Annotated in this window: 10 protein-coding genes and 1 tRNA gene; 6 read left to right on the top strand and 5 right to left on the bottom strand. The window is 71.0% G+C overall.

The genetic code is table 11. The annotated features are described in order from the left end of the window. Nucleotides 1-8: 8 nt before the first annotated feature. Nucleotides 9-974: an acyl-CoA desaturase gene (locus V1457_RS11470; RefSeq protein WP_338603331.1), complete on the bottom strand. Its 966-nt coding sequence runs from the start codon at nucleotides 972-974 to the stop codon at nucleotides 9-11. Between the two features lie 333 nt (nucleotides 975-1,307). Here V1457_RS11470 and V1457_RS11465 point away from each other — a divergent pair. The 4 genes from V1457_RS11465 to V1457_RS11450 all read left to right on the top strand — a co-directional run bounded on the left by V1457_RS11465 (nucleotide 1,308) and on the right by V1457_RS11450 (nucleotide 6,305). Next, nucleotides 1,308-1,378 (top strand) — tRNA-Gln (locus tag V1457_RS11465). A 61-nt stretch (nucleotides 1,379-1,439) separates the two neighbouring features. After that, on the top strand, nucleotides 1,440-3,278 hold the full coding sequence (locus V1457_RS11460; RefSeq protein WP_338603328.1) for a GGDEF domain-containing protein: 1,839 nt from the start codon (nucleotides 1,440-1,442) through the stop codon (nucleotides 3,276-3,278). A gap of 425 nt (nucleotides 3,279-3,703) precedes the next feature. Beyond that, nucleotides 3,704-5,296, top strand: coding sequence for a bifunctional UDP-N-acetylglucosamine diphosphorylase/glucosamine-1-phosphate N-acetyltransferase GlmU (glmU, locus tag V1457_RS11455; protein WP_338603325.1), 1,593 nt, complete (start codon nucleotides 3,704-3,706; stop codon nucleotides 5,294-5,296). 37 nt (nucleotides 5,297-5,333) lie between these two features. Then, nucleotides 5,334-6,305 carry a ribose-phosphate diphosphokinase gene (locus V1457_RS11450; protein WP_233626980.1) on the top strand — a complete coding sequence of 324 codons (972 nt, stop codon included), beginning with the start codon at nucleotides 5,334-5,336 and terminating at the stop codon, nucleotides 6,303-6,305. Between the two features lie 81 nt (nucleotides 6,306-6,386). On the opposite strand, the gene V1457_RS11445 is transcribed toward V1457_RS11450, so the two are convergent. Together V1457_RS11445 and V1457_RS11440 are read right to left on the bottom strand one after the other, a co-directional pair. Then, a complete protein-coding gene (locus tag V1457_RS11445) occupies nucleotides 6,387-7,001 on the bottom strand; it encodes a malonic semialdehyde reductase (RefSeq protein ID WP_295150683.1) in 615 nt (204 codons plus the stop codon). Nucleotides 7,002-7,077: 76 nt separating this feature from the next. Continuing rightward, nucleotides 7,078-8,397 (bottom strand): Nramp family divalent metal transporter, encoded by a 1,320-nt coding sequence (locus tag V1457_RS11440; RefSeq protein WP_200069255.1) that lies wholly within the window; start codon nucleotides 8,395-8,397, stop codon nucleotides 7,078-7,080. A gap of 553 nt (nucleotides 8,398-8,950) precedes the next feature. Here V1457_RS11440 and V1457_RS11435 point away from each other — a divergent pair. Both V1457_RS11435 and pth read left to right on the top strand, forming a co-directional pair. Then, nucleotides 8,951-9,580 carry a 50S ribosomal protein L25/general stress protein Ctc gene (locus V1457_RS11435; RefSeq protein WP_200069254.1) on the top strand — a complete coding sequence of 210 codons (630 nt, stop codon included), beginning with the start codon at nucleotides 8,951-8,953 and terminating at the stop codon, nucleotides 9,578-9,580. Between the two features lie 110 nt (nucleotides 9,581-9,690). Further along, a complete protein-coding gene (gene pth, locus V1457_RS11430; RefSeq protein ID WP_200069253.1) occupies nucleotides 9,691-10,266 on the top strand; it encodes an aminoacyl-tRNA hydrolase in 576 nt (191 codons plus the stop codon). 15 nt (nucleotides 10,267-10,281) lie between these two features. Here pth and V1457_RS11425 read toward each other — a convergent pair whose 3' ends face one another. Together V1457_RS11425 and V1457_RS11420 are read right to left on the bottom strand one after the other, a co-directional pair. Further along, nucleotides 10,282-11,931, bottom strand: coding sequence for a fatty acyl-AMP ligase (locus V1457_RS11425; protein WP_338603317.1), 1,650 nt, complete (start codon nucleotides 11,929-11,931; stop codon nucleotides 10,282-10,284). 184 nt (nucleotides 11,932-12,115) lie between these two features. Further along, entirely contained in the window at nucleotides 12,116-12,682 is a 567-nt protein-coding gene (locus V1457_RS11420; RefSeq protein ID WP_338603314.1) for a TetR/AcrR family transcriptional regulator, read from the bottom strand. Nucleotides 12,683-12,735 lie beyond the last annotated feature (53 nt).

Genomic DNA, 12,735 nt, shown 5'->3' with positions numbered 1-12,735 from the left:
CGCCCGGTTCAGCCCTTGTGCTCGGTGACCGCGATCCGGGCCAGCCGCTTCTCGTTCGGCCAGCGCACCTTCCACGCCCAGCCCAGCTTCTCGAACGCCCAGATCGTCCGCGCCGAGATGTCCAACTGCCCGCGCAGCACCCCGTGCCGGGCGCAGGTCGGATCGGCGTGGTGCGAGTTGTGCCAGGACTCACCGAACGACACGATCGCCAGCGGCCAGAAGTTCGCCGCCTTGTCCCGGCTCTTGAACGGCCGCTCGCCGATCATGTGGCAGATCGAGTTCACCGACCACGTGATGTGGTGCAGCAGCGCGACCCGCACCAGACCGGCCCAGAAGAACGCGGTCAGCGCGCCCCACCAGGACCAGGTCAGCAGCCCGCCGAGCACCGCGGGCAGCACCAGGCTCAGCGCCGTCCACAGCACGAACAGGCTGTTGAGCCGCACCAGCGCGGAGTCCTTGCGCAGGTCCGGGGCGAACCGGTCCTCGTTGGTGAACGCGCGCTCGAACAACCAGCCCATGTGCGCGTACCAGAAGCCCTTGGCCAGCGCCGCGGGCGAGCTGCCGAACCGCCACGGCGAATGCGGATCGCCGTCCCGGTCCGAGTAGGCGTGGTGCCTGCGGTGGTCGGCGACCCAGGTGATCACCGGGCCCTGCAGCGAGGTCATGCCCGCGATCGCCAGCGCAGCGCGCAGCCCGCGCTTGGCCTTGAACGAGCCGTGCGTGAAGTGCCGGTGGAAGCCGACGGTGACCCCGAGCCCGCTGATCACGTAGAAGACCGCGGCGAGCCCCACGTCGACCCAGCCCAGCCCCCAGCCCCAGGCGAACGGCACGGCAGCGATCACGGCCAGCGTCGGCACGGTGACGAACAGGTACACGAAGAACTGTGCGACTCTCGGCCGATCGCCCGCGGTCAGCGGTTTCGGTCCGGTGTCGGCGCTGGGCGCCTCGGGCGCAACGCTCGTTGCTGCTGTCATGCTCACTACCTCAACTGGTCAGGTGGTGGGAAGGACGGTCTGCCTGCGCCGGGTGCGCGGCCGTCGACCCCGAATCCTACGGGACCGTAACCTACGGCAGCGTAAGTTCGTGGATGCACGATCGTCACCCCCCGGCGATGATATTGCGGCGTGTCGCACCAGCTCGGGCGTGTCCGGAATTGATCTGCCGGGCAGGCGCGCTGGACGAACGTGCCACCATGTCGACTGGGCTGACACGGCCTGCAGGCGTGCCGGTAAGCTCTGCCGCCGAACCGGTCCGTGCGCAGGCCGGCCGAAGCGGCGGGCTCGCGAGCGGGACCGCCCACCGACCGATCCGCCGTGGTGTAAAGGCAGCACCTCAGATTTTGGTTCTGATGGTCCAGGTTCGAGTCCTGGCGGCGGAGCAGCGGTCGCAGGCGGTGCGGCCGGGCCGGTAAGGCGGTTGCCGGTCCTGCCGGGTGCGCGATGCCCGGCGCAGCCGTGACGATCGCCGACCTCCCGGCCCCGGCCGGGCTGATTCCCAGCAGGGGGTGTGCGCCGCTGCACGAGGACGCGACGGACGTGCGCGACGACGCGACAACCGCGCTGAGCGAAGTCAGCGACGCGTGGTTGGTGGGTCGCGCGCGCGAACTGAGCGCCGTCGGGCAGAACAGCGACGCACTCGGCCAGCGCGGCACCATCCGCGAAGCCGACGGCCTGCTCGCCGAGGCGCAGCGCCGCGGCGAACCGCGCATCGTCGCCCAGCTGCTCCGGCACTGCGCCGCGATGCGGCTGTCCACCCCCGGCCTCGCGCACGGCGCGGACCCGCTGCTGGACGAACTGCTCACGCACAGCCGCAGGCACGGCCTGCTGGTGCTGGAGGCGGACGCGCGGGCGCTGCGCGGCAGGCGGCAGCTGCTGGCCAGCGGTGAGGACAACGCGATCAGCGAGGTCGCGTGGGGCCTGGCGATGCTGGAGGACGAACTCGTACCGGACACCGCGCTGGGGCGGCGGTCCTGGGACCGGCTGCTGGCGACCGCGCTGATCGACCTCGGTTACGTGCTCACCCAGCTCGGCGTCTACGAGATGGCCGAGGTCGTCATGGGCCGCGCGCACCACCGCATCCGGGAGAGCGGCGGGCCGCACGAGATCGCGGTGCACATGATGAACCGCTGCCGGATGCTGCTGGGCTGGGGACTGCGGCTGGAGCGCATCGGCGAGGACGACGAGGCCGGTGAGCGGTTCGCCACCGCCTCCGCGCTGGCCTACGCGGTCGAAGGCCCGTGGCAGGAGTCGTTGTTCCCGCGGCTGCCGGACCGCACCGCGTGGGACCAGATCCCGCTGCTCGGCGCCGCGCACGCGCTCGCGCAGCCCGGTCCGGAGCACATCGAGCGGTTGCAGCGGTTGCGCTCGCTGGACCGCGCGATCCACCCGCGGGAGAAGATCATCGTGGCGATCGCGCTGTCCCGCTGCCTGATGTCGGCCGATCGGCGCGCGGAGGCCGTGTCGGTGCTCGCCCCGTCCAGGGCGGCGGGGCAGGACTCCCGCTCGCACGTCACGACCGACACCTCCGACCCGACGCTGCGGATCTCGCTGGCCAGGGAGTACGCCCGGCTGGTCGAGATCGACGAGCCGATCAGCGACGCGCTGGGCGAGTACGTGCTCGAGCTGGAGACCGAGCTGTGGACGATGCGGGAGGCGCGGTACTCGACGCTTTCCAGCCGGTTGGAGAACGCGCGGCTGAACCTGCGCCACGACGCGATCACGCAGCAGGCGCTGCAGGACCCGCTGACCGGGTTGTCCAACCGCCGGGCGCTGGACGACCGGCTGGACTCGCTGCTGGGCAGCGCGGAGGCGCAGCCGCTGTCGATCGCGCTGGTCGACCTGGACGGGTTCAAGGAGGTCAACGACCGCTGCTCGCACGCCGAAGGCGACGACGTGCTGCGCGTCGTCGCGACCACGTTGCGGGACACGCTGCGGGTGGACGACTTCGTGTCCCGCTACGGCGGCGACGAGTTCGTCGTGCTGCTGCCCGTCGTGGCGCTCACGGACGCGGAATCCGCGTTGCAGCGCACGGTCGAGGCGATCGCCCGGTTGCCGAAGGCCCTTTCGCGCGGGGTGACGTTGTCGATCGGCGTGGTCGCGATGCGCGCGCAGGAGTCCGGCGCCCAGGTGCTGGCCCGCGCGGACGCGGCGATGTACCAGGCCAAGCGCGGCGGCGGGAACCAGGTCGCGACGTTCGCGGCGGCCGAGGACGCGCAGTACCCGGCGGGGCCGAGCGGCCCGCGCGAGCAGGAGACCTGGATCCCTCCGCAACCGCACTGAGCGCGGGTGCGTCCCCGCCGCCACACGGCGGCTTCGTCGGAAATCACCCCGATCGCGCTATTGCGTCCACGGCTCGCACGCTCGGTGATCAACCTGATGCCTTCTCCGCACATTTGCCGCTATTCCGGCGCCGCCATCCGCCTGCGGTGGCCGCGCGCCGCAGCAGCTACGCGTCCGATCACGAATACCCAGTTGAGACGGGCCATGGCGACGGGGCCGGACCTTGCGGGGGAGGTATCATCGGCTTCCGCCGGAACGAGCGGACGGGGCACCCGGCCCGACCCGGAGTCGATCCGGTTACCCTTCACCCGCTTGGACGCCATCAGCAGTCGGCCAGCGGCGCCATAGCGCACCGTGGCCGCACCGAACAGGGCGACTCCGGCGTATCGGCGTCGAACCCGCTTGAGACCCGAGGGAGTGCGTTGATGCCCCAGGGCGCGAACGCCCGGCCCGCCCCCGACAGCACGTCCGGCGCGGCTGCTTCCGGCTCCCCCGGTGGCGGCTCCCCCGGTGGCGGTTCCCCCGGTGGCTGGTCCCCGGACGACGCCCGGGTGCACGCGATCGTGCTGGCCGCGGGCGAAGGCACCCGGATGCGTTCGGCCACGCCGAAGGTCCTGCACCGGCTCGCCGGCCGCCCGCTGGTGGAACACGCGGTGCGCGCCGCGGCGGGCACCGATCCCGAGGACCTCGTCGTCGTGATCGGGCACGGCAAGGACGCGGTCGGCGAGCACCTCGCCGACGTCGCGGGCGAGCTGGACCGCGACGTCCGCACCGCCGTGCAGGACCAACAGCTCGGGACCGGCCACGCGGTGGCCTGCGGGCTCGACGCGCTCGCGGACCGCACGTCCGGCACGGTCCTGGTCAGCTACGGCGACGTGCCGCTGCTGGACGCGACGACGCTGAGCGCGTTGCTGCGCGAGCACCACGACAACGGCAACGCGGCCACCGTGCTCTCCGCGGTCGTCGCGGACCCCACCGGCTACGGGCGCCTCGTGCGCGACGGGTCCGGGCAGGTCACCGGGATCGTCGAGCAGAAGGACGCGACCGCCGAGCAGGCGGCCATCGACGAGATCAACTCCGGGGTCTACGCCTTCGACGCCGCGGTGCTGTCCGAGGCGCTGGCCCGGCTCTCCACCGACAACGCGCAAGGTGAGCTGTACCTGACCGATGTGCTCTCCATCGCCCGCGGCGACGGGAAGTCCGTGGGCGCGCTGGTGTGCGCGGACACGTGGCTGGTCGAGGGCGTGAACGACCGGGTGCAGCTGGCGCGGCTCGGCGCGGAGTTCAACCGCAGGCTCGTGCTGGACTGGATGCGCGCGGGTGTCACGGTCACCGACCCGGCCTCGGTGTGGCTGGACTGCGACGTGTCCTTGGACCGGGACGTGCTGCTCGAACCGGGCGTGCAGCTGCGCGCGGGCACCAGCGTCGGCGAAGGCGCGGTGATCGGGCCGGACACCACGCTCACCGGCTGCGCGGTGCGGCCCGGCGCGTCCGTGGTGCGCTCGCACGGCGAGGGAGCCGAGGTCGGCCCCGGTGCCTCCGCGGGCCCGTTCGCCTACCTGCGCCCCGGCACCCGGCTCGGCGCCGACGGCAAGATCGGCACCTTCGTGGAGACCAAGAACGCCGAGATCGGCGCGGGCAGCAAGGTGCCGCACCTGACCTACGTCGGCGACGCCGAGGTCGGCGAGAACAGCAACATCGGCGCGGCCACCGTGTTCGTCAACTACGACGGAGTGGCCAAGCACCGCACCGTGATCGGATCGCACGCCCGCACCGGCGCGGACAACATGTTCGTCGCTCCGGTCGAGGTGGGCGACGGCGCCTACACCGCCGCCGGTTCGGTCATCACCCAGAACGTCCCCCCGGGCGCCATGGCGGTCGCCCGCGGGAGGCAGCGCAACATCGAAGGCTGGGTGGCTCGCCGCCGCCCGGACACCGCCGCCGACCAGGCCGCTCAGCGGGCGCTGGAGCGGTCGGGATCTGACCTGACCACCAATCCGATCAGTGACTCCCGATGATGGGCGTCAACGGGGAGGGACGATGACCGTGAGTGCCATGTCTGCGACCCCGAAGAAGAGCTTGAAGCTCTTCTCCGGGAGCAGCCACCCGGAACTTGCCGAGGAGGTGGCCAAGCAGCTCGACGTGACGGTCACGCCCCAGGCGGCCTACAAGTTCGCCAACGGCGAGATCTTCGTCCGCTACGACGAGTCGGTCCGCGGCTGCGACGCCTTCGTAATCCAGTCGCACTGCACGCCGCTGAACGACGCCATCATGGAACAGCTGATCATGGTGGACGCGCTCAAGCGGGCCAGCGCGAAGCGGATCACCGTGGTCATGCCGTTCTACGGCTACGCACGGCAGGACAAGAAGCACAAGGGCCGCGAGCCGATCTCGGCGCGGCTGATGGCGGACCTGTTCAAGACCGCCGGTGCGGACCGGATCATGACGGTGGACCTGCACACCGACCAGATCCAGGGCTACTTCGACGGGCCGGTGGACCACCTGCTGGCGCAGACGGTGCTGTCGGACTACGTGCGCGAGACCTACTCCGAAGAGAAGATCACCGTGGTATCGCCGGACTCCGGCCGGGTGCGCGTGGCCGAGAAGTGGGCGGACAACCTCGGCGGGACTCCGCTGGCGTTCATCCACAAGACCCGGGACCCCACGAAGCCGAACCAGGTGGTCGCCAACCGCGTCGTCGGTGACGTCGAGGGCAGGCTGTGCGTGCTGGTCGACGACATGATCGACACCGGCGGCACGATCACCAAGGCCACCGAGCAGCTGCTGGAGGCGGGCGCCAAGGCCGTGATCATCGCGGCGACGCACGGCGTGCTGTCCGGCCCGGCGGTGGAGCGGCTGTCCTCCTGCGGAGCCAAGGAGGTCGTGCTGACCAACACGCTGCCGATCCCGGAGGACCACCACTTCCCCACGCTGCGGGTGCTGTCCATCGCCCCGCTGGTGGCCGAAGCGATCCACCAGGTCTTCGAGGACGGCTCGGTGACCAGCTTGTTCAACGGCCACGCCTGAGCGTCCCCAGAACGCCGAAAAGCCCGGTCCCCCGCTTCGGGGGCCGGGCTTTTCGGTGTCGTGCCGGGTGTTTCCGGGCCGTCAGAGCGTGGTGACGACCTCGTCGTAGTCGAGCCGGGGCAGGCGGTCGAACCAGGGGTTCTCGCCGGGCTTGCCGATGTTGACCACGACGAGGACCTTCTCGCGGCCGTCCGGGAAGAACTCGGCGTTGATGCCCGCGGCGTCGAAACCGGTCATCGGGCCCGCGGCCAGCCCCGCGGCGCGCACGCCGAGGATGAAGTAGCCGACTTGCAGGGTGCCGTTGAGCTTGGCGTGCTCGGCGCGGAACCCGTCGTCGCCCGCCCACATGTCCTTGGCGTCCGGCTTGTGCGGGAAGACCTTGGGCAGGTTCTCGTGGAAGTCGGTGTCCGCGGACAGGACCGCGACCAGCGGCGCCGACTCGGTCTTGGCCCGGTTGCCTTCGGACAGGTGCGGCAGCAGCCGCTGCTTGCCCTCGTCCGAGCGCACCAGCGCGATCCGCAGCGGCTGCTGGTTCATCGAGGTCGGGCCCCACTTGACCAGGTCGTAGATCGCGCGGATCTGCTCGTCGTCGACCGGTTCGGAGCTGAAGGAGTTCGCGGTGCGGGCGGCGCGGAACAGCAGGTCCTGCGCGTCCTCGGAGAGCTGGAAGGCTGCGGCGCGGTCGGTCGAGGTCATGATCACTTCCTGTCCGGGCGGTGTTTGCCCGCCAGAACATCCGGCGCACCGGCCGGAATTCCAGCCGCGACGGAGATCACATCACCGCGCCGACGAGTTCGTTGACCGCCACCCCGACGAACAGCACCAGGCACAGCCCCAGCAGCACGTTCGAGACCCAGCGGGAGCGGTGCTCGGGCGGCATCATCGAGCGCGAGTTCAGCAGCACCAGCAGCGTGCCCGCCAAGAACGGCATGAACAACGCACCCAGCACGCCGTAGACCAGGGTGAGCTGGAACGGCTTGCCGAACAGCAGCAGGATCATCGGCGGGAACGTCAGCCACAGCAGGTAGAGCCGGTACGGAGTGCTGTGCATCCCCGCCTTGTGGTCGTAGGTCTCGGCGGTCTCGGCCGGGGCTTCCTTGGGCAGCCGCCAGGTCCGCCACCAGTCGGCGAACAGCAGGCTCACCCCGTTCCACACCCCGATCACCGAGCTGAACGCGACCGCGAAGAACCCGACCAGGAACGGGATCCGCGCCCATTGGCCGTAGTCCGCGGCGAGCACGTCGCTGAGGTTGAGCAGCCCCTTGTCGCTGTCGGTGAGGTCCTGGCCGAGCAGGATCTCCGCGCCGACGACCAGCATCGCGACCACGAAGATCCCGGTGGTGACGTAGCCGACCGCGTTGTCGGTGCGCATGATCGGCAGCCACTTCGGCCCGCGCCAGCCCTTCGCGAAGGTCCAGTAGCCGTAGGCGGCCATGGTGATCGTGCCGCCGACGCCGCCCATCAGGCCCAGCACGTAGGCGACCGAGCCGTCCGGCAGCGTCGGCACCAGCCCCTTGCCGAGTTCGAGCAGGTTCGGCCCGACCAGGATCGCGGTGCCCACGACGGTCACGAACATGACGCCGACCAGCACCGTCATGAGCTTTTCCAGCACCGCGTAGCGGCCGAACCACACCAGTCCCAGCCCCAGCAGGCCGCAGACGATCGCCCATCCGCTGACCGGCAGCACCGGGAACAGCGCGTTCAGCGGCAGCGCCGATGCCGACATCGCGGTGGCGCCGTAGACGAAGCCCCACACCACGATGTAGGCGCCGAAGTAGCCGGTGGCCCAGGAGCCGAGCGTGCGCCAGCCGGAGAGCATGGTGCGTTCGGAAGCGAGGTGCCAGCGGCCGACGGCCTCGCCCAGCGCGAGCTTGAACACCGTGCCGAGCACGACCGCCCAGAACAGGGCGTAGCCGTAGCGCGCACCGGCGATCATCGTCGCGACCAGGTCGCCCGCGCCGACTCCGGTGGCGGCGGCCATGATGCCGGGGCCGACTTGCCGGAGCCGGTCGGCCCAGCCGGTGGCCGGTTCGGCCCCGGCTTGCGCGCTCCCGTGGTCCTCGGTGGAACCGGAGCTGGTGTCAGCGGACATGAGCGTCAAACTAACGCCGGGCGGTGCCGCGGTCATCCGCAAGCGACCAAACCGTGACGGTCGCTGAATCGAGGGACGAACGAACACCCACCGCACGCGGACGAGCGGGCGGGCGCGAACTCGGCTGACCCGATCGGGAAGCAGCTGCGCGAACCCGGCGGCACGTCGCCCGCCGCGACCCGCCGGTGAACACGGCACGGGTCGAGTGCACCCGGTTCTCGCAGGCACAGCGGATCATCCGGTTAGACCGGCCGAGGCCGGATCGGTACCCCAGCAAGCAGCTGCCGCGCGGCGGCTCCTAAACTGTTCGGGTTGCCTCGGCGAGGCCGGGTACGCGACCCGGCGTGATCGACGCGGCGGCACGGTGTTCGCCCCTGTGGCCGCGAGAGACGCCGGTGCCGCCCACATCGCGGCCGTTGTCCGGCCGCGAGCGGCACCGACCCCCGCAGGGCCGGTGTTCGCGAGCACGGCGTCGGCCACGTCATCGGTCGCACCCGCCGCCGCAGGCCGCCGACATTTCGATTCCGCCCGACTTCACGAGGAGTGCAGCACCGTGTCCGAGGTACGTCTTTCCGTCGAGCCGCGCACCGAGTTCGGCAAGGGTGCCGCCCGCCGCACCCGCCGCGCGGGCAAGATCCCCGCGGTGCTCTACGGGCACGGCTCCGACCCCAAGCACCTGTCGCTGCCCGCCATCGACTTCGCCCGCGCCGTGCGCGAGAACGGGCAGAACGCGGTGCTGACGCTGGAGGTCGCCGGGTCGGCCAGCGAGCTCGCGCTGACCAAGACCGTGACCGCGCACCCGATCAAGAACTACATCGAGCACGTGGACCTGCTGCTGGTCCGGCGCGGCGAGAAGGTCACCGTGAACGTGCCGGTCGTGCTCTCCGGCGACCCGGCCCCTGGTGTCCTGGTCACCCAGGACGCCAACGAGGTCGAGGTCGAGGCCGAGGCGCTGCACATCCCCGAGCAGATCGAGCTGTCGGTGCAGGACGCCGAGGACGGCACCCAGGTGCACGCCTCCGACCTGCAGCTGCCGCGCGGCGTGACGCTGCAGGCCGACCCGGAGACGCTGATCGTCAGCGTCTCCGAGGCGCCGACCGCCGCCGACATGGAGTCCGAGCTGGACACCGAGGGCGCGGGCGTCGTCGAGGAAGCCTCCGACGAGGAGACCGCGAGCGAGTGAGCTCCGACCCGCCGGTGACCGGGACGCGGCGAGCACCGCGCCCCGGTCCCGGCCGGGCCATCGCATTCATCCGCCGCCGCTTCGGCGGTGCGTCCGAGGGAAACGATCAGGTGAGCACTCCCGAACCGCCCGCGCTGATCGTCGGGCTCGGCAATCCCGGCCCGCGCTACGCGGGCAACCGGCACAACGCCGGTTTCCTGGTCGCCGACGAGCTCGCCGACCGGATCGGCGGGAAGTTCAAGGCGCACAAGGCGAACGCCGAGGTGGTGGAGGGCAGGCTCGGGCAGCGCCGGGTGGTGCTGGCCAAGCCGCGGACGTTGATGAACCTCTCCGGCGGGCCGGTCGCCGGACTGGTGAAGTTCTTCAAGCTCCCGCCCGAATCGCTGATCGTGATCCACGACGAGCTGGACCTGCCGCACGGCGCCGTGCGGCTCAAGCGCGGCGGCGGGGAGAACGGGCACAACGGGCTCCGTTCGATCACCAAGTCGCTGGGCACGAAGGAGTATCTGCGGGTGCGCTTCGGCGTGGACCGGCCGCCGGGGCGGATGGATCCGGCGGACTACGTGCTCAAGGACTTCTCCGGGGCCCAGCGCAAGGAACTGGCGTACTTCGTCGACCTGTGCGCGGACGCCACCGAGGCGCTCGCCGCGCACGGCTTGGAACCGGCGCAGAACCAGTTCCACTGAGCGGCCGCGTCGTCCTCAACAGGCGGGCACGAGCTCGGCGGTGGCGGCGCGGCGGAGCTTGCCGGACGGGGTTTTCGGCAGCGAGCCCGGTGCGAGCACGACCACCGCGGCCGGTCGCACCCCGACTGCGTCCACGACCCGCGCGGCGACCGCCTTGCGCAGGTCCTTCTCCGCTTCGCCGGTTCCGGCGGACTTCGATTCCAGCACCACGGCGAACCGTTCCCGCCGATCGCCCGCGTCCAGCCGGACCGCCGCGGCGTTGCCCGCGCGCACTCCGTCCACTTCGCACGCCGCGCGTTCCACGTCCACCGGGAAGATGTTCCGGCCGCCCATGATGATCACGTCCTTGCGCCGTCCGCAGATCACCACCTGCCCGCCGACCAGGTAGCCCTCGTCACCGGTGTGCAGCCAGCCTGCGGCGTCCTGCGCGGGCAGCGGGCCGTTCGCGGTGAGGTATCCGGGCGTCACCGCGGCGCCGCGGATGCGCAGCTCGCCGACAGCCCGCTCCCCCAGCGCCTCGCCCGCGTCGTCGACCGCCTTCACTTCCAGCCCCGGCAACGGTTCCCCGAGCAGCGCGAACGAGCGGCTGCGGCCGGTGCCCGCGGGCTCCGCGCGCCGCTCGCGCTCCAGCGCATCGACGTCCACCTCGTCGACTTCCACGCCGCGGTCCAGCGGCGCGAAGGACACCGCCAGCGTCGATTCCGCCATCCCGTAGGCGCACACCATGCACGTCCCGGACAGACCGAACCGGGCGCCCGCGCCGGTGAACGCGCGCACCGCCTCCGGGTCCACGGGTTCGGCTCCGTTGAGCGCGAACCGGAGGCTGGAGAGGTCGAATTCGCCGTCCTCGGCCCGCGCCATCCGGCGTCCGGTCACGGCGTAGGCGAAGTTCGGCGCGGCCGTGACGGTGCCGCCGTAGCGGCTGATCAGCTCCGGCCACAGCAGCGGGCGAGCCAGGAAGTCCGCGGGAGTGACCTTGACCGCCTCCATGCCGATCGACATCGGCACCGTCAGGCAGCCGACCATGCCCATGTCGTGGAACAGCGGCAGCCAGGAGACCGCCACGTCGCGTTCGGCGTCCAGCCGGGCGGTGGCCACCATCGCGGCCGCGTTGGCGTCCAGGTTGCCGTGCGTGATCCGCACGGCTTTCGGTTCAGCGGCGGAACCGCTGGTGAGCTGCAGCAGCGCGGTGGCGTCTTCGCCGACCGGCACGGGCTCGTCCAGCCGCCGGTCGTAGGCGGCCCATTGGGTGAGGTCGCGGTGCTCGACGCCGTTCTCGTCCAGCACCCCGGCCAACTGCTCGAACGGCGGGCCGAGCAGCACCAGCCGCGCGTCGATCATGGCCAGCACTCGCAGCGTGTCCTGCGCCCACTCCGCCAGGTCGGTACGAGGGGTCGGTTGGTGCAGCATGGTCACGCTGCAACCGGCCAACCACCCGCCCTGCACCGCCGGGGCGATCAGTCCGGGATCGGCGGCCAGCACGGCCACCGCCGAGCCGGGGGCGAGTTCGGCGCTGAGGGCGGCGGCGACCCGCGTGGCCTCGTCGTGCACCTGGTTCCAGGTGCGCCGCCGCGGGCGGTCCGGCTCGCCGGTGACCAGCCCCCGCGCGCCCGGTCCGGCGTTCTCCCGCGCCGCGGCCACGATCCCGTCCACGAACCGGCTCATGTGACGAAGCCTACGTCGAACGGGCGAACACCGGAACAGCTCGGTTCCGGCCACCGAAGCCACATCGGGACGTCCGAGACAGCACGGCCGCAAACCACTCCTGGAGAAATCGCCCGGCTCGCGAGGCCGCAGCAACGATCCCTAGTTGTTGCGGGCAAAGAGGTTGTTGACGGCGTGGCTGTAATCAAGGGGTTCCGAGCAACGTCGCGACGGCTGCGTGTGCCTGGCGGGCTGGGGCGGGGTCGCCACTGATGCCGGCCGTCACGATGGCTCCTTCAGCGAGCAGGAAAACCGGTTCAACCACCGACAGCCCGGTGGCATGGACCCACACCGCGACCTGGTCGTGGAATGCCCGCTTGTGCGACCGGACTTCGGCTCGCACCGCCTCGGATGCGGGGCCCAGTTCGCCGTAGGCATTGATCCAGGCGCATCCGCGGAAGCCGGGTTCTGCGAACCACTCGGCAAGCCAGTCGAAGATCGCGAGTACGCGCTCGTAGGGATCTACGACCGCCTCCACGCGGGCGGCCAGGTTTGCTCTCCATCGCTGATCGCGACGCCTGAGCACCGCCACCACGAGGTCTTCCTTCGCCGCGAAGGATCGGTAGATCCGCTTCAGAGGCAGACCGGATGCAGCACGGACCTCATCCATGCCGACCGCCTGGATCCCTTGCTCGTAGAACAGCCGTTCTGCTGCGTCAAGCAGGGCGTCGCGGTCCAAACGGTTCTGCTCCTCAGTGATCGGGGCTGGCATCCGAAGCTCCTTGGCGTTGAGAACGTACGTTCCCTATCGTAGACTCCGCCGAT

The organism is Saccharopolyspora sp. SCSIO 74807 (assembly GCF_037023755.1).
Classification (GTDB): Bacteria; Actinomycetota; Actinomycetes; order Mycobacteriales; family Pseudonocardiaceae; genus Saccharopolyspora_C; species Saccharopolyspora_C galaxeae.
This window is presented reverse-complemented; position numbering and strand designations above follow the sequence as displayed.

What these genes read in the sequence shown, in the direction of transcription:
- glmU (WP_338603325.1), top strand. Translation starts at nt 3,704, where the DNA reads ATGCCCCAGGGCGCGAACGCCCGGCCCGCCCCCGACAGCACGTCCGGC.
- V1457_RS11440 (WP_200069255.1), bottom strand. Translation starts at nt 8,397, where the DNA reads ATGTCCGCTGACACCAGCTCCGGTTCCACCGAGGACCACGGGAGCGCG.
- V1457_RS11420 (WP_338603314.1), bottom strand. Translation starts at nt 12,682, where the DNA reads ATGCCAGCCCCGATCACTGAGGAGCAGAACCGTTTGGACCGCGACGCC.
- V1457_RS11470 (WP_338603331.1), bottom strand. Translation starts at nt 974, where the DNA reads ATGACAGCAGCAACGAGCGTTGCGCCCGAGGCGCCCAGCGCCGACACC.
- V1457_RS11445 (WP_295150683.1), bottom strand. Translation starts at nt 7,001, where the DNA reads ATGACCTCGACCGACCGCGCCGCAGCCTTCCAGCTCTCCGAGGACGCG.
- V1457_RS11450 (WP_233626980.1), top strand. Translation starts at nt 5,334, where the DNA reads ATGTCTGCGACCCCGAAGAAGAGCTTGAAGCTCTTCTCCGGGAGCAGC.
- V1457_RS11460 (WP_338603328.1), top strand. Translation starts at nt 1,440, where the DNA reads ATGCCCGGCGCAGCCGTGACGATCGCCGACCTCCCGGCCCCGGCCGGG.
- V1457_RS11425 (WP_338603317.1), bottom strand. Translation starts at nt 11,931, where the DNA reads ATGAGCCGGTTCGTGGACGGGATCGTGGCCGCGGCGCGGGAGAACGCC.